Below are 16148 nucleotides of genomic sequence, written 5' to 3'. Positions count from 1 at the left end.
ACGACCCGGCGGTTGTGGAGAACTCCGTCACCCGCCCGGGAGCTCCAGGTCGCTCTTGTTGAGCTCCTCGATGTTCACGTCCTTGAATGTCAGGACGCGTACCTGCTTCACGAACCTGGCCGGCCGGTACATGTCCCAGACCCAGGCATCCGCCATGGATACCTCGAAGAACACCTCGCCCTGGACCGAGTGCACCTGCATCTCGTAGTCGTTGGTCAGATAGAAGCGGCGCTCGGTCTCGATCACGTATTTGAACAGACCGACGACGTCGCGGTACTCCCGGTAGAGCTTCAGCTCCATCTCGGTCTCGTACTTCTCGAGGTCCTCGGCGCTCATGGCATGTTCCCCTTCACCTGTGCGATCCCACCATTGTGCGCCAGTCCCGGGGGCCCCGTCCCCGAACCGGCCCGACCCGCCGGACGGCCCCCGGGGCCCGCGTCCAGGTCCTGTCCTAGACGGTCTCGGTGCCCAGGGGGACGGGTCCGGCCGGGGGACCCTCGTCGAGCAGGACGCGCAGCAGCTCGGCGAGTCCCGTCGGGTACACCGTCTCACGGGCCCGGGCCAGTTCCGGGCACGTCCACCAGCGTGCTCCGGTGACGCTGCGGCGCTCGAGCTCGGTCAGCGCCGTGGCCCCGGTGACCCTCCCGGTGGTGCGAGCGAGGTAGTACCACTCGTCCTGGTCCCAACGGCGGCCCGCGAACGGGAAGGAGCACGTCCGCCGCCACAGCACGGGCCCGAGCTCCACCTCCGTGATGCCGGTCTCCTCCGCGAGCTCCCGCAGCGCCGCCTGTTCACGGCTCTCGTCGCCCTCCACACCGCCGCCGGGCGTGAACCACCAGTCGTCGGCGGGGTCGTCCGGCTCATGACCGTGCAGCAGCAGGATGCGGTCCTCCGGGTCGAGCAGGACGACGCGGGCGACCCTGCGCAGCCCGCCCCCGGTCCCGCCCTCGTGGGAGTCCCCGGCGGAGTGGGCCGTCTCAGCGGACACCGTTCGCCTCCGCTCCCTCGTCCGCCCGACGGGCCCGGGAGGCACCGGCCCGCGCGGCGAGCGGGCCGTACGCGGCCCCGCCGAGGATGAGCACGGCACCGCCGGTGACCAGGGCGATGACCGTCGGCAGCGGCCCCGGTGAGGAGAGTCCGCCGAGCTCTTCGAAGCCGGTCGGAGCCTGCAGCATGCCGTCCATCGGCCAGACCACCGCGTCGACCCGGGCCTCGACCGCCTCGCGGGAGACGGTGCCGTTCGCGGTGTCGGTGAGATGGGAGGCCGAGTCCAGGGAGCCGCTGCGCTCGTCACCGAGCAGGAACAGGCGGCCCTTCGGCACGGTCACCTCCGGGAAGGCATTGAGCCCGGCCGTCTCGTCCGCGGAGAGATACGGCTCGTCGATCTCCGTACCGTTGACCCTCAGCCTGCCGTCCTGTCCGGTGGAGACGGTGTCCCCGCCGACGGCGACCACCCGCTTGACGACCGGTACGTCCGCCCAGTTCTCGTCCTCGAAGACCACGACGTCGCCGCGGCGGACGTCGCCGCCGTCGACGCGCTGGGCCAGCACCCGGTCCCCGGCACCGATCGTCGGCGCCATCGAGGGGGTGGGCACGGTGTACGGCAGGTACACCAGCGCTCCCCAGACGAACCCGCCGAGGAACAGCACCAGACCCAGCGCCACGGCCAGTGAGGACAGTCGCTGCCCGGTCCGGCTTCCCGCCGGACCCCGGCCCGCACCGCCGCCGCCGCCGCCGCGAGAAGCCGTACGTGTCGTGCTCTGCCCAGTCATGGGCGGCACCCTATCCGGCAGTACCGGACCGGGTCAGCCCCTCCTGCGGGCGGCCGCCGCGGCGGCCGCCCGCAGCGCTCAGGCCCTGGGCCCGTCCTCGCGGCGGCGGTCCCACCCGCGCCGCCACAGCACCGGTGGCACCGCGCCCACGAGCGCGACCCCCTGGGGTGCCACCGTCAAGGCCGCGGACGCCGATGCCTGCGTGCCCAGCGCGGACTGGTCGAAGGTGTCCGGAACCTCGAGCATGTCCCAGCGGCCGACCGGCCAGGCGATGACGACGGCACGGCCGACGACCTCACTCACCGGAACCATGCCGTCGTTCTTGTCGGCCCGGTTGTAGCGCGAGTCCCGGGAGTTCTGCCGGTGGTCGCCCATGACCCAGATCTTGCCGTCGGGAACCTCGACCTTGAACTGGCCGCCCTGGTCGTCCTGGCTGCACGGGGTGTTGCCCGGATAGACGTAGTCCGCCTCGTTCAGGGCGACGCCGTTGACCGTGAGCGGGCCGGTGCCCTTGCACTCGACGACGTCACCACCGACCCCGACGACCCGCTTGATCAGGTCCTTCTCCTCGGCGGACGGCATCAGGCCGATCCAGCTGAGGAACGTCTGCAACACGTTGGATTCGGGCGTCGGCTCGCCCGCCAGCCAGTTGTCGGGGTCGTGGAAGACCACGACCTCGCCGCGCTCGGGCTCGGAGCCGAACCAGGGGGTGAGCTTGTCGACCAGGACGCGGTCACCCTGCTGGAGGGTGTTCTGCATCGAGTCCGACGGAATGGAGAACGCCTGCAGCAGGAACGTCTTGATCAGCAGCGCCAGAACCAGGGCGATACCGACCAGGATGGGCAGCTCCTTCCAGAAGGAACGTGGCTTCCTCTGTTCGCGGGGCGGCTCGTCCGGCCCTCGGCCACCGCGCTCCGACCGGTCGTCCGCCACTCTTCCCTCTCCTGCCGCCGGGGAGTCGCTCCCGGAGGTCGCGGCGCCGTCCTCGGCCGGGACGCGGGGTTCCGCGGGACGCCCGCGGTGCTCCTCGCCGTCGGCTCCGGACCGTGCGCCAACCGCCACATCCCCCACGCCAGCTCCTCACTCTGTGCCGCCGCCTGCCCCATGCGCGGCGCAGGCCCACCACTCCCATAACGAGCGGGAGTTCCGCAGGGCTCGGGAGCTGGATCATTCCGTTCGAATCATCCGGGGCAACCCTATGCGACAGCTGGGCGACGGCGGTCGACCCGGTCGTCGAGTCCGACACGGAGGCGTAGGTCGTCGGTTCGTCCAGCGTGTTCCAGTGACCGAACGGCCAGGCGATGACCACGGCCCGGCCCACCACCTGTTCCTCGGAGACGGTGCCGCCGTAGTCGGTGTCCTGGTGGGCTCGGGAGTCGGCGGAGTTGGACCGGTGGTCGCCCATCACCCACAGACGCCCCTGGGGCACGGTGACGTCGAACGGCGTGGTGGACGGGGCGTTCCCGGGGAAGAGGTAGTCGCTCTCCTCCAGGGGCACGCCGTTGACGGTGACCCGTCCCTGCGTGTCGCAGCACCGGACCTGGTCACCGCCGACCCCCACGACCCGCTTGATCAGGTCCTTCTCGTTCTCCGAGGGCAGCAGGCCGATGAAGGTGAGCCCGGTCTTGACCTGCTTGATGCCGACCGGGTCCTCCTTCTGGGGAGTGGGCTGCTCGTCCTGCAGCCAGCCGCCGGGGTCCTTGAACACGACGACGTCCCCGCGCTGCGGCTCGGAGCCGAACCACGGGGTCAGCTTGTCGACCAGGACACGGTCGCCGACCTGGATGGTCTGCTCCATGGAACCGGACGGGATGACGAAGGCCTGGACGAGGAACGTCTTCAGCACCAGCGCTATCAGGAGGGCGACTCCGATGAGCAGCGGTATCTCCTTGACCGCGCCCTGCCGGCGGCGCCGCTTGACCTTCCGCTGGAGCTTGCGCCGGTCGGCCCGGCTGCGGCCGCTCGCCGCGCTCACCGCGCGGCGCGCGCCGGTGGGCAGCAGGTTGTCCGCGGCGCTCGCCGGGACGCCGCGGGGTTTGCCGCGGTTACCCATGGATCCCCTCCCCCGGGCGCGCCGCGTCCGCCTGCGCCGCCGGATCCGGGGCCGGCACGCGCGCGTAGGCGTCGGGGCGGTGCAGCCGGGTGGCACGGCCGAAGGGCTGGACGATCCAGTCGGCGCGGCCGATCACCCTGCTCACCGGGATCATGCCGCCGCCGGGCGAACCGAGACGGTCACGGGAGTCGCTGGAGGCTCCGCGGTGATCGCCGAGGACGAACAGGCGCCCCTCGGGGACGACGACGTCGAAGGGGACCGTGGAGGCGCTCTCGCCGGGGAACAGGAATCCCGACTCGTCGACCGACCGGCCGTTCACCCGGATCCTCCCCTCCCTGTCGCAGCAGACCACGTGGTCCCCGTCCACCCCGGCAACGCGCTTGATGTAGTCGGCGTCCCCGAAATACCCGGTGCCGTCGAACACGACCACGTCGCCGCGCTGCGGTCCGGCACCGAAACGGTATGCCAACTTGAGTACGAGAACGCGGTCTCCGGCCCTCAGCGAGGGCTCCATCGATCCGCTGGGGATCTGGAACGGACGGGCCACGAAGGTGCTGAGCGCCAGCAGGAGCAGCAGCACGAGGAGCAGGGCCGCGGTGATCCGTCCCCCGGGAAGCCGTCCCGCGAGGTGCCCCGCACACGAGGAACGCGACCGTCCCTCCGGGCCCGGGGCCCCCGAGGTGTCCTCGGGGCCGGCCGGGTGGGAGGAGCGGTCGCGCTCCGTGGGCTGTGCTTCGGTGTCCATCGAGGCCAGATGTTATCCGGCCCCGCGCTCACCTCGGAAAAGCGCTCAGTTCTCGCGCTTCTCCTTGATCTTCGCGGCCTTGCCGCGCAGCTCACGCAGGTAGTACAGCTTGGCGCGGCGGACGTCGCCCCTGGTGACGAGCTCGATCTTCTCGACGATCGGGGTGTGCACCGGGAAGGTGCGCTCGACGCCGACGGAGAAGGAGACCTTGCGGACCGTGAAGGTCTCGCGCACGCCGGCACCCTGGCGGCGGATCACGACGCCCTTGAACTGCTGCACACGGGAGCGGCTGCCCTCGATGACGCGGACGTGGACGTTGACGGTGTCACCGGGGCGGAAGCCGGGGACGTCGTCGCGCAGCGACGCGGAGTCGACGGAGTCGAGCAGGTGGGACATTTCGTCTGCTTTCTTCGCTGATGCCGCAGGTCATCAACGGCGATAGGAGTGGGGATCGGGGTGTGCGGTTCGAAGCGGGCGTCATGTCCCCCTGCGGCAGGGGCGCACGCCGGACGACGCACAACAGCGGCCTATTGTTCCACGCCGCCGGTCCTGCGCCAAAATCTGCCGTACGGCTCCCCTGCCGGGTCCGCCTCCCAGCCCAGGACGGAGAGCATCTCACGGTCCTTCTTGTCGAAGGCCCCGGGCTCGCAGCGCTCGATGAGGTCGGGCCGGTTGGCCGTGGTGCGGCTCAGGGCCTCGTCGCGCCGCCAGCGGGCGATCTTCCCGTGGTGGCCGCTGAGCAGCACGTCGGGGATCCCCCTGCCGCGCCAGACCGGCGGCTTGGTGTGGACGGGGCCTTCCAGGAGGTTGGCCATGGCGCCCGGGGCGAAGGAGTCGTCCCGGTGGGACTCGGCGTTGCCCAGGACACCGGGCAGCAGCCTGGCCACGGCCTCGGTGACGACGAGGACGGCGGCCTCGCCGCCGGCCAGGACGTAGTCGCCGATGGACACCTCGTACACCGGTATGCGGGTCGCGTACTCGTCGACGACGCGCCGGTCGATTCCCTCGTAGCGGGCCGGTGTGAAGATCAGCCAGGGGCGCTCGGAGAGGCGGACGGCGAGTTCCTGGGTGAAGGGGCGGCCGCTGGGGGTGGGGACGATCAGGGCGGGCGCGTGCGCGCCGGTCTCGTAGCCGTCCGCCAGGATCTCGTCGAGCGCCTCGCCCCACGGCTCGGTCTTCATGACCATTCCGGGGCCGCCGCCGTACGGGGTGTCGTCGACGGTGTTGTGCCGGTCACGGGCCCAGGAACGGAGGTCGTGCACCTGGACGTCCAGCTGTCCCCGTGCGCGTGCCTTGCCGACGAGGGAGACGTTCAGCGGTTCGAGGTACTCGGGAAAGATGGTGACGACGTCGAGCCGCATCACATCTCGTCCCGCGAGGAGGCGATCTCGGCCCGGTCGTCGATGAGACCCGGCGGCGGGTCGATGACCGCGCGCTGCTCCTCGAGGTCGATCTCGGTGACGATCTGCTCCACGAACGGGACGAGTACCTCGCTGCCGTCGGGCCGCTCCACCACGAAGAGGTCCTGCGTCGGCAGGTGGGAGACCTCGGTGATCCGGCCCACCGGCTGTCCGTCCCGGGTGACGACGTCGAGGTCGATCAACTGGTGGTCGTAGTACTCGTCCTCGTCCTCGGGCCGCTCGTCCGGGTCGGCCTCGGCGATGAGGAGGGTGTTGCGCAGCGCCTCGGCGCCGGTGCGGTCACGGACGCCCTCGAAGCGCAGCAGGAGGCGGCCGCTGTGCACCCGCCCGGTCTCGATGGTGAGCGGTCCGGTGGAGGCCGGATCGGTGGCCAGGACGGCACCGGGCCCGAGCCTCAGCTCCGGCTCGTCGGTGCGGACCTCGACGGTGACCTCGCCCTTGATGCCGTGGGCACGGCCGATGCGAGCGACTACCAGCTGCACTGTGCTTGTTCTCCTGTCGTACGACGACGGGCCGGGGACGGCCCTGGGGCCCTCCCCGGCCCGAGCCGGTTGCGCTGAGCGTCAGCGGACGTGGTCCACGTCGACGAGGTCGACCCGGACACCGCGGCCGCCGATGGCGCCCACGACGGTGCGCAGGGCGCGTGCGGTGCGGCCGTTGCGGCCGATCACCTTGCCGAGGTCGTCCGGGTGGACCCGGACCTCGAGCACACGCCCGCGGCGCAGGTCGCGCGAGGCGACCTGCACATCGTCAGGATGGTCGACGATGCCCTTCACGAGGTGCTCGAGAGCGTCCTCGAGCATGCTCAGGCCTCGGTCGACGCAGACGAAGAGGAGTCGGCCGGAGCCTCGTCCTTCTTCTCAGCCTTCTTCTTCTGGGTGATGGCCTCACCCTTGCCCTCGTCCTCGCCGCCGAGCGCCTCGAACGACGGGCGGGCGGACTTCTCGGCCTGCTGCAGCAGCGGAGCCGGGGCGGGCTCGCCCTTGAACTTCTGCCAGTCGCCGGTCTTCTTCAGAATGGCGAGCACGGGCTCGGTCGGCTGTGCGCCGACACCGAGCCAGTACGCCACACGCTCACCGTCGACCTCGATCACCGACGGGTGGTACGTCGGGTGGTACTTGCCGATCTCCTCGATGGCCCGGCCGTCACGGCGGGTACGGGAGTCGGCGACGACGATGCGGTAGTGAGGCGAACGGATCTTGCCCAGACGCTTCAGCTTGATCTTGACTGCCACGGGAGTGGGTTCTCCTGGATTTTGACGTGGTTGGGCACGGCGGGACGGCCGCGTGGGGTTGCGGTACCCGAGTGCCCGATGGACGCGTCAGCCGGAGGAGAGAGGGTTCCTGTGCGACTGTCGAGTACAGCTAGCCATTGTGCCACACCCCGCGGGGCGCCCGGGACCGCGGGGCACGGCAGGCCGTCGCACCGGGGTACGCCTCACCGGCACCCGGCGCGACGGGGGCCGTGCCGCCACGCCGGGTGCCGGCGCCCGGCACGACTGCCGTGGATGCGCCCGCCGGGGCGGCATCCGCGCGTCTGACGTGCGTCCGGCACCCACGAGATGCCGGGTTGCTGTCAGCTCGCGGCCGCGGCCACCCCCTCGGGGATCCGGAACGGCTTGCCGCAGCCGCCGCAGACGATGGGGGCCTGCGCCAGGACCGACGGGACGACGCGCACGTTGCGGCCGCAGTCGCAGACGGCCTTGACGCGCACACCACCGCCGGACGAGCCGTGCCTCGCCGCCGGACCGCGGAAGCTGCGGGCGGTGTCGCCCGCGGTCGCGACGGTGTGTGCCTTCAGGGCCCGCTGGAGGCGCTCGGTCGTGGGACGGTAGCGGCGCTTCGCCTCCGGCGTGAGGGAGACCAGCGAGAAACCACTGCTGGGATGCGGCTCGTCGGGGTGGTCCAGACCCAGTTCCTCTGCGATCGCGAGGAATCTGCGGTTGTGGTAGCGACCGGCGCGGGAAGTGTCGCGTACGCCGCGCGCGGCGGCGACGCCATGGACTGCCTCGTGCAGCAGTCGCTCGAAGGAGAGCTCGTGACCGCACGCGGACGACGACTCCCCGATCAGGGACTCGGGCGCGGCAAGATCGGGCAGCTCGGGGTGGTACCGCTGAATGTCGGCCCACGCCTGCGCCAGTTCTGCGGCGAGTACAGGTGGTGTCTGTGTCGTGCTCACGTAATGACAACGAGCCTGGGTGCCTCTGTGTTCCGATTCCGGGGCATCCCAAATAATTTGCCCTTACCCGTCAGTATGCGCTCATGCGTCCCGACGAGGGCGGGTGCGCTGATCTGCGGAGAAGCCTCGCAGCTCACCTCAAGGTGGTGCGTAGGCTGACGTACACGATCCCCCGGCCCGGCGCGTACGCGGTACCCGCGCGCCGGTGCTCCCGTGGCCCACGCGCGCGCAAGGGGCGTTTCGGCCGCCCTCGCGACGGAGCGGTCCCGCACCGGACCCGCTTCCCCGGGCGGGTGCCACGGTCGCGACGTTACCCCCTTTGCCGGCGGCATCCGACACCGGCCCGCCCTCCCCCGCCGCCGCCTGCTCCGACCTGGTCCGCGATCACCGTTTTGCGGACCTTGGCCGGAACCATCCGGTCTCCGCCGGATTACCGGAATGTGAATTCTTGCCACTGGCACGAGCGACTCCCAAGCCGCCGCCCCGTTCCACTGGACGCCGGGTCGTGGGCGGAGTTTCCTGGCATGACGGGGGGAGTACGAGCGCGCCGCACGACGGGGGCGAGGCGATGGGGCGGCGCGGGAACTCTCGGCTGATTGGGGCGCTCACCTATGACACCTACGCTCGTGCGGCAGCACCTTCCTCGCACAGGGCACGACCCTCGCGTGGACCGGCGGGCACGCGCGCGTGACTGGTCCGAGATACAGGAGAGGATGCTCGTACCGCTCTACGAGGCCGTCTACGGGCGATTGGACGTGGGCTCCGGGACGCGGCTGCTCGGCCTCGGCTGCGGTTCCGGGCTCGCCCTGCTGATGGCGGCCTCCCGGGGTGCCTCGGTCACCGGCGTCGACACCTCGTCGGACCGGCTGGTCCTCGCGCGCGAGCGGCTGCTGCCCGCCGGGCGGGACGCACGTGGGCACACGGACGCCCGGATCGTGGACGGCTCGCCCGGGGACACGGCCGGCACGGACACGGCAGGCGGGGACGGCCCCGCGTACACCGTGGTGACCGCCTTCGAACCGATCGGCTGCCTGGCGGGCGAGGCGGACGGGCTGGGCGAACAGCTCGCCGAGGCGGTCCTGCTCGCCGGTCACGGAGCGGCCGTGGTGCTCGCCGGCTGGGGCCCGCCGGAGCGCTGCGCCACGGCGTCCGTGCTCCGGGTGGCCACCCGGCTGGCGGAGCCGCTGCGCGGTACGGGCGCCTGGCGCCCCGCACACCGCGACGACCTGGAGGACGTCGCCCGGCGGGCGGGCCTCAGGCCGGACGGCTCGGGACGGGTGGCCTGCCCCTTCGGATACGCCGACATGGACAGTGCCGTGCGGGGCCTGCTGTCGACGGGACTGTTCGACCCCGCGATCACGGCGACGGACCAGGTACAGGTGGACAAGGAACTCGCCGAGGCGCTGCATCCGTACGAGCGGCAGGACGGGACCGTGTGGATGCCGAACGTCTTCCGGTACCTGATCGCCCGCACCTCCTGACCCCACGGCTCCACGCACCCGACGCCGATACGGGACGGGGGCGCCCCCGGGCAAGGGGCGCCCCCGCTGCACGGCCGACCCGACGGATCGAACCGCTCGTCAGCCCATGAACTTCTTGAACTCGTCCGGCAGCTCGAAGTCCTTGCCGCCCTGCTGCGGCAGCCCGAAGGCGCTGCCCCCCTCGGCCGCGGCGGCGCGGCGCTGGGCCTCCTCTTCCTCCTGCTGCTTGCGCTTCATCGGATTGCCCGAGCGCTGCTTGCCCTTGGCCTGCTTCTGCTTCTTCTTCGTCCGGCCGGGACCGCCGCCCGTGCCCGGCATCCCCGGCATCCCCGGCATGCCGCCGCCCTGGGCCATCCGGGACATCATCTTGCGGGCCTCGAAGAACCGCTCCACAAGGGACTTCACGGCGCTGACCTCGACGCCGGACCCCTTGGCGATACGGGCGCGGCGGGAGCCGTTGATGATCGACGCGTCCTGGCGCTCGGCCGGGGTCATCGACTTGATGATCGCGGCCGTGCGGTCGACGTCCCGCTCGTCGAGGTTGTTGATCTGGTCCTTGATCTGCCCCATGCCGGGCAGCATGCCGAGCAGCTTGGAGATGCTGCCCATCTTCCTGACCTGCTCCATCTGGGCCAGGAAGTCGTCCAGGGTGAAGTCCTGGCCCTTCTTCGACGCCAGCTTGGAGGCCATCTTCTCGGCCTCGTCCTGGCTGAACGTCTTCTCCGCCTGCTCGATCAGGGTGAGCAGGTCACCCATGTCGAGGATGCGGGAGGCCATCCGGTCGGGGTGGAAGGCGTCGAACTCGTCGAGCTTCTCGCCGTTCGACGCGAACATGATCGGCTTGCCGGTCACCGAGGCGATCGACAGGGCCGCACCACCGCGGGCGTCACCGTCGAGCTTGGAGAGCACCACGCCGTCGAAGCCGACGCCGTCGCGGAAGGCCTCGGCGGTGTTGACCGCGTCCTGGCCGATCATCGCGTCGACGACGAACAGGATCTCGTCGGGACGAACGACGTCCCTGATGTCCGCGGCCTGCTGCATCATCTCCTGGTCGATGCCCAGGCGGCCGGCGGTGTCCACGACGACGATGTCGTGGACCTTGGACTTGGCGAATTCGATGGAGTCCTCGGCGACCTTCACCGGGTCACCGACGCCGTTGCCCGGCTCGGGCGCGTAGACGGCGACGCCGGCGCGCTCGGCGACGACACTGAGCTGGTTGACGGCGTTGGGGCGCTGGAGGTCACAGGCGACCAGGAGCGGCGAGTGGCCCTGCTCCTTGAGCCAGTGTCCGAGCTTGCCCGCGAGGGTGGTCTTACCGGCACCCTGCAGACCGGCGAGCATGATCACGGTCGGCGGCTGCTTGGCGAACCGCAGCCGGCGGGTCTCGCCGCCGAGGATGCCCACCAGCTCGTCGTTGACGATCTTGATGAACTGCTGTGCCGGGTTCAGGGCCTTGGAGACCTCGGCGCCGAGCGCCCTCTCCTTGACGCTCTTGATGAACGCCCGGACGACCGGCAGGGCCACGTCCGCTTCGAGGAGGGCGATGCGGATGTCGCGCGCCGTGGCGTCGATGTCCGCTTCGCTCAGCCGGCCTTTTCCGCGGAGGTTCTTGAAGGTCAGGCTGAGGCGGTCGGAGAGAGTATCGAACACGGCGGCGTCGGTCCTCGGAGTCGGGGGCGGAGCTGGGCTGCCCTCCAGGGTATCCGGCCCGGCAGGCAAATCGCCCCCGCCCGCTGCAGTCAGTGGACGGGGGCGGGCCCCCGCGTCGGCGGAGAGCAGGTGGACACTCCCTCTGAACGCCTGCCGGTCGCCGGATCACCCCCGCGTCAGCGGGGAGCACATCCGGTCGACGCGCGACATGACCGAAAGGTCATGCCCGCAGGATCTCCTGCAACTTCCCCGCGAGCGCCTCCGCCTCTTCACCCGGCAGAGGCACACCCGGCGCTTGCGTCACGTAGAAGGCGTCGACCGCGTTCGCGCCCAGCGTGCTCGCGTGCGCGCTGCGCACCCGTACCCCCGCCCCCTCCAGCGCCTGCCCGATCCGGAACAGCAGTCCCGGTGCGTCCTGCGCCCGGACCTCGATCACCGTGGCCAGACGGGACGCGGCCGGGGCGACCGTCACCCGGGCCGGGGGCGGGACCACGCCCCGACGGCGCGGGTAGGCGGCGTCGCGTTCGGCGAGACGGCCGGCGATGTTCAGGGTGCCGTCCAGGGCGCGGACGAGGTCGGCGCGCAGGCGGGCGGCCTGGGGCAGCGAGCCGTACTCGGCGGCGACCCGCCAGTCGAGCAGCAGGACGGAGCCCTCGACGCCCTCCGGCAGGTCGAGGGTGCGCAGCTCGGCGGTGCGGACGGTCAGGCGGTGCAGGGCCAGCACCCCGGCGACCGCGGGGAGCACGCCCGCCTGGTCGGGTAGGGCGATCAGCAGCTCCACGCCGAGGGGTTCCGGCTCGCCTGCCCGCTCCGGTTCTGCCGGTGTTTCCTTCGGCGGCCCGGCGGGCGGTTCGGTCTGGGCGCGCAGGGACAGCACCGGGCCGCCGGTGGCGATCGCCTCGAGGGCGAGCCGTTCCTGCTCGGCGGTGGGCGCGGCGGGCGCGGCGGCCTCGGACTCCTCCGGCGGGTCCCCGGCCAGGAGCGCGGAGACGCGTTGGACCAGGTCGGCGACGAGTGAGGCGCGCCAGGACGACCAGGCCGCCGGTCCGGTGGCCAGCGCGTCCGCCTCGGTCAGGGCGTGCAGCAGTTCCAGGGTTCCCTGGGTGCCGACCGCGTCGGCGACCGCGCGCACCGTGGCCGGGTCGTCGAGGTCGCGACGGGTGGCCGTCTCGACGAGCAGCAGGTGGTGGCGTACGAGGGTGGCGAGGACGCCCGCGTCGGCGCGGTCGAAGCCGATCCGCGCGGCCATGTCCGAGGCGATGGTCCCGCCGGTCACGGAGTGGTCGCCGGGCCAGCCCTTGCCGATGTCGTGCAGCAGCGCGGCGACCAGGAGCAGGTCGGGGCGGTGCACGCGCCGGGTGAAGGCGGAGGCGCGGACCGCCGTCTCGATGAGGTGCCGGTCGACGGTCCACAGGTGCACGGCGTTGCGCTGCGGACGGCAGCGGACCCGCTCCCAGTCCGGCAGCAGCCGTGTGATCAGGCCTTCCGCCTCCAGTGCCTCCCAGACGTCGACGGTGGGGCGGCCGGAGCCGAGCAGGGTCACCAGTTGTTCGCGGGCCTCGGCGGGCCAGGGGGTGGGCAGCGGACGCACGGTGGCGGCGAGGCGCCGGACGGCGTGGAGCGACAGCGGGAGCCCCGCCTGTGCTGCGGCGGCTGCGGCACGCAGGGGGAGCACGGGGTCGCGTTCGGGGCGGGCGGCGCGGGCGAGGACCGCCTCGCCGTCCTGCTCGACGACGCCCTCGGCGAGCGGCGAGCGCTCGGCGTTCTGCTTTCCGCCGCCGGGCGCCCTCCCGCCGCCCGCCACCGCCCTTCTGAGGAAGTCGCTCCGTTCCCTCGCCAGTTTGCGCAGCCTCGGTCGCACGGCCCGGGAGCGCAGTACCCGTCCGACCTCGCGCCAGGTGACGTCGCCGGCGTACGCGATGCCCCGGGCGGCCTCGTACACCTGGCGCAGCAGGGCGTCGGCGTCGAGCAGGCCGAGTTCGGCGGCGACCTGGTCCTGTTCCTGGAGGGCGAGCCGGTCGGTGGCGCGGCCGGTCGTCAGGTGCAGCGCGTCCCGTACGTCGAGGAGCCGGCGGCGGGCGTCGGCGAGGCCTTCGCGCGGGGCGTCGGCGAGCCAGGATGCGGCGACGGCGCGCAGGACGGTGGCGTCGCGCAGCCCGCCACGGGCCTCCTTGAGGTCGGGTTCCAGGAGGTACTGCAGCTCTCCGTGGCGCTCGGCGCGTTCGGCGCAGAGTTCCTGGAGTTCGGGAAGGCGTTCGGGTGCCTGGTTGCGCCAGTCGGCCAGGAGGGTGGTGCGCAGGGCGGCGGTGAGGCCGAGGTCTCCGGCGATGTGCCGGGCGTCCAGGAGGCCCAGCTGGACCTTGAGGTCCTCGCCGGCGGTGCGTCGGGCCTCGGCCGGGGTGCGTACGGAGTGGTCGAGGGCGATGCCGAGGTCCCAGACCGGGTACCAGAGCCGGTCGGCGAGGGCGGCGACGGCCTTGGGGTCGCTGCCGTCGTGCAGCAGGAGCAGGTCGAGGTCGCTGCGCGGGGACAGTTCGCCCCGCCCGTAGCCGCCGACCGCGATCAGGGAGGCACCGCGCAGTTGTTCGGTGCCCGCGGTGAACAGTGCGGTGAGCCAGTCGTCCGTGAGCCGGGCGAGGGCGGCACGGCGCGGCGGCCCGGACCGCGCCCCCTCGGTGAGGAGGCGCAGCCGGGCCGCCGCGTAGCCGCTGGGTCCCGAGTCCTGTGTCTCGTTGTGCGTGTCGGTGCTCGTCACCCGGCGACTCCTGTTCCGTCGGTCTTCCTCAGAGCGCTTCCGGTCCGCGCTCGCCGGTCCGGACCCGTACGGCCGTGTCGACCGGGATCGACCAGACCTTGCCGTCACCGATCTTGCCGGTGCGGGCCGCCTTGACGACGACGTCGATGAGCTGTTCGGCGTCGTCGTCCTCGACCAGCACCTCGATGCGGATCTTGGGGACCAGGTCGACGGTGTACTCGGCACCGCGGTAGACCTCGGTGTGGCCGCGCTGGCGGCCGTAGCCGCTGGCCTCGGTGACCGTCAGGCCGTGTACCCCGAAGGCCTGCAGGGCCTCCTTGATCTCGTCGAGCCGGTGCGGCTTGACGACGGCGGTGATGAGCTTCATGCGTCCACCTTCTTGCTCTCGGCCTGGGCTGCGGACGGGGCGGCGGTGCTGCGGGCGCCGCCACCGGCACCGCTGTAGTCGTACGCGGTCTCGGCGTGCTCGACCTGGTCGATGCCGGCGACCTCGTCGTCCTCGGAGACTCGCATACCGATCGTCTTGTCGAGGAGGAGGGCGAGGACCGCGGAGACGACCAGGGAGTAGGCGAGGACGCCGAAGACACCGGCGCACTGCTTCCAGAACTGGTCGAGGCCGCCGCCGTAGAAGAGGCCCTCGACCTCGGACTGGCCCTTGCCGCTGGCGAAGAAGCCGACGAGGAGGGAGCCGAGGATGCCGCCGACGAGGTGGACGCCGACGACGTCCAGGGAGTCGTCGTAGCCGAACTTGTACTTCAGGCCGACGGCCATGGCGCACAGCACACCGGCGATGGCGCCGACGGCGATCGCGCCGAGCGGGGTGACCGCTCCGCCGGCCGGGGTGATGGCGACGAGGCCGGAGACCGCGCCGGAGGCGGCGCCGAGCGTGGTGAAGGCGCCGTGGCGGATCTTCTCGTAGGCGAGCCAGCCGAGGACGGCGGCGGCGGTGGCGATCTGGGTGTTGACGAACATCAGCGCGCCGACGCCGTCGTCGTTGCCGAGCCAGGAACCGGCGTTGAAGCCGAACCAGCCGAACCACAGCAGCCCGGCGCCGAGCATGACCAGCGGCAGGCTGTGCGGGCGCATCGGGTCCTTCTTGAAGCCGACCCGCTTGCCGATCACCAGGATGACACCGAGTGCGGCGGCGCCCGCGTTGATGTGGACGGCCGTACCGCCGGCGAAGTCGATGACGCCCATTTCGAAGGCCCAGCCGCCGGAGCCCCAGACCCAGTGCGCGACCGGGAAGTAGACGATGGTGGCCCACAGGGCGACGAACAGCGCCCACGCGGTGAACTTCACGCGGTCCGCGAGCGCGCCGCTGATCAGGGCGGGCGTGAGGACGGCGAACATCAGCTGGAAGACCAGGAAGACGAAGACGGGGATGGTGTAGCCGTCCCAGAGTTCGGTCAGGCCGATGTCGCTGAGGCCGATCCAGTCGGAGTTCCAGCCGACGAGACCGGCGGAGTCGGTGCCGAACGCCATCGAGAAGCCGTACAGCACCCACAGGATGGTGACGATTCCCAGGCTGATGAAGCTCATCATCAGCATGTTCAGGGTGCTCTTGACCCGGACCATGCCTCCGTAGAAGAAGGCCAGGCCTGGCGTCATGAGCATCACCAGAGCGGAACAGATGAGCATGAACCCTGTGTTGGCGGCAGAGAGCGTGGGCGCTTCTGCGGCAAGGGTGATGGCTGGTGCCATCGGCGTCTCCTCGTCGTTGGTACGGCCCCGTGCGGGCGAAGCCTGAGCGGGTCGTGAGGGGTGGGCCGGTTCTGCGCCAAGAGATTCGCGCAGCGCCGTTTCGGTGGAAGCCCCTCGCTGTTTCACCGCCGTGACGAAGGCACCCGGCGTGTTACGCGTCGATGAACTGCCGGATGCGGACAGTGCCGATCGTTATCGTGACGCAATCTTCGCCACACGGCACCGCGCCCATCGGTGGCGGCACCACGACGGCGGGCAGCCGGGCCCGCGAGAGCGGCGCCGGCTCGGGTGCACAAAGGTGCCGGCCGCGGCGGGCCTTCCGATGACCTGGCATGGGGGAGCCGAGTCGGGCGGTTCGGGAGGGCCGGCCGCGGCCGGGGTTCTGGATTTCC

16 protein-coding genes and 1 pseudogene are annotated in these 16148 nt (G+C 71.5%); 1 reads left to right on the top strand and 16 read right to left on the bottom strand.

From position 1 onward, the window contains the following. Positions 1-27 precede the first annotated feature (27 nt). From TU30_RS11485 to TU30_RS11430, 12 genes and pseudogenes are all read right to left on the bottom strand, one after another. Positions 28-336: a DUF2469 domain-containing protein gene (locus tag TU30_RS11485; RefSeq protein WP_003965949.1), complete on the bottom strand. Its 309-nt coding sequence runs from the start codon at positions 334-336 to the stop codon at positions 28-30. A gap of 115 nt (positions 337-451) precedes the next feature. Continuing rightward, complete coding sequence (locus TU30_RS11480; RefSeq protein WP_042168107.1) at positions 452-988, bottom strand: NUDIX hydrolase; 537 nt, start codon at positions 986-988, stop codon at positions 452-454. Next, entirely contained in the window at positions 978-1772 is a 795-nt protein-coding gene (lepB, locus tag TU30_RS11475; RefSeq protein WP_042168105.1) for a signal peptidase I, read from the bottom strand. Before lepB (TU30_RS11475) ends, TU30_RS11480 begins: the two co-directional genes overlap by 11 nt. Positions 1773-1850: 78 nt before the next feature. Next, positions 1851-2843, bottom strand: coding sequence for a signal peptidase I (lepB, locus tag TU30_RS11470; protein ID WP_078878229.1), 993 nt, complete (start codon positions 2841-2843; stop codon positions 1851-1853). Then, positions 2734-3825, bottom strand: a pseudogene (lepB, locus tag TU30_RS11465) (signal peptidase I); the annotation flags it as partial. The gene lepB (TU30_RS11470) and the pseudogene lepB (TU30_RS11465), both read right to left, overlap by 110 nt. Then, on the bottom strand, positions 3818-4570 hold the full coding sequence (gene lepB / locus TU30_RS11460) for a signal peptidase I (RefSeq protein ID WP_042168100.1): 753 nt from the start codon (positions 4568-4570) through the stop codon (positions 3818-3820). The gene lepB (TU30_RS11460) and the pseudogene lepB (TU30_RS11465), both read right to left, overlap by 8 nt. Before the next feature lie 45 nt (positions 4571-4615). Further along, the gene (rplS, locus tag TU30_RS11455; protein WP_042168098.1) at positions 4616-4966 is read right to left on the bottom strand and encodes a 50S ribosomal protein L19; all 351 of its coding nucleotides are present in this window, start codon (positions 4964-4966) and stop codon (positions 4616-4618) included. 131 nt (positions 4967-5097) lie between these two features. Further along, positions 5098-5931, bottom strand: a complete 834-nt coding sequence (gene trmD, locus TU30_RS11450; RefSeq protein ID WP_042168096.1) for a tRNA (guanosine(37)-N1)-methyltransferase TrmD — start codon at positions 5929-5931, stop codon at positions 5098-5100. Continuing rightward, on the bottom strand, positions 5931-6473 hold the full coding sequence (rimM, locus tag TU30_RS11445; protein ID WP_042168094.1) for a ribosome maturation factor RimM: 543 nt from the start codon (positions 6471-6473) through the stop codon (positions 5931-5933). Before rimM ends, trmD begins: the two co-directional genes overlap by 1 nt. A gap of 81 nt (positions 6474-6554) precedes the next feature. Continuing rightward, positions 6555-6794 (bottom strand): RNA-binding protein, encoded by a 240-nt coding sequence (locus TU30_RS11440; protein ID WP_042168092.1) that lies wholly within the window; start codon positions 6792-6794, stop codon positions 6555-6557. Between the two features lie 2 nt (positions 6795-6796). Beyond that, the gene (rpsP, locus tag TU30_RS11435; protein ID WP_042168090.1) at positions 6797-7225 is read right to left on the bottom strand and encodes a 30S ribosomal protein S16; all 429 of its coding nucleotides are present in this window, start codon (positions 7223-7225) and stop codon (positions 6797-6799) included. 341 nt (positions 7226-7566) lie between these two features. Next, the gene (locus TU30_RS11430) at positions 7567-8169 is read right to left on the bottom strand and encodes a hypothetical protein (protein WP_042168087.1); all 603 of its coding nucleotides are present in this window, start codon (positions 8167-8169) and stop codon (positions 7567-7569) included. Positions 8170-8780: 611 nt separating this feature from the next. On the opposite strand from TU30_RS11430, the gene TU30_RS11425 reads away from it, so the two are divergent. Then, positions 8781-9650 carry a class I SAM-dependent methyltransferase gene (locus TU30_RS11425; RefSeq protein ID WP_078878228.1) on the top strand — a complete coding sequence of 290 codons (870 nt, stop codon included), beginning with the start codon at positions 8781-8783 and terminating at the stop codon, positions 9648-9650. 99 nt (positions 9651-9749) lie between these two features. On the opposite strand, the gene ffh is transcribed toward TU30_RS11425, so the two are convergent. The 4 genes from ffh to TU30_RS11405 all read right to left on the bottom strand — a co-directional run bounded on the left by ffh (position 9750) and on the right by TU30_RS11405 (position 15756). Continuing rightward, positions 9750-11300 carry a signal recognition particle protein gene (gene ffh, locus TU30_RS11420; protein ID WP_042168081.1) on the bottom strand — a complete coding sequence of 517 codons (1551 nt, stop codon included), beginning with the start codon at positions 11298-11300 and terminating at the stop codon, positions 9750-9752. 220 nt (positions 11301-11520) lie between these two features. Next, positions 11521-14055, bottom strand: a complete 2535-nt coding sequence (locus TU30_RS11415; protein ID WP_042168079.1) for a [protein-PII] uridylyltransferase — start codon at positions 14053-14055, stop codon at positions 11521-11523. 28 nt (positions 14056-14083) lie between these two features. After that, positions 14084-14422: a P-II family nitrogen regulator gene (locus TU30_RS11410; RefSeq protein WP_042168077.1), complete on the bottom strand. Its 339-nt coding sequence runs from the start codon at positions 14420-14422 to the stop codon at positions 14084-14086. Further along, on the bottom strand, positions 14419-15756 hold the full coding sequence (locus tag TU30_RS11405; RefSeq protein WP_042168074.1) for an ammonium transporter: 1338 nt from the start codon (positions 15754-15756) through the stop codon (positions 14419-14421). The genes TU30_RS11410 and TU30_RS11405 overlap by 4 nt, the downstream gene beginning before the upstream one ends. Positions 15757-16148 lie beyond the last annotated feature (392 nt).

Source organism: Streptomyces sp. NBRC 110035, from assembly GCF_000829695.1.
Classification (GTDB): domain Bacteria; phylum Actinomycetota; class Actinomycetes; order Streptomycetales; family Streptomycetaceae; genus Streptomyces.
The sequence above is the reverse complement of the archived record's forward strand: the minus strand, read 5'-3'. Positions and strand labels throughout refer to the sequence as shown.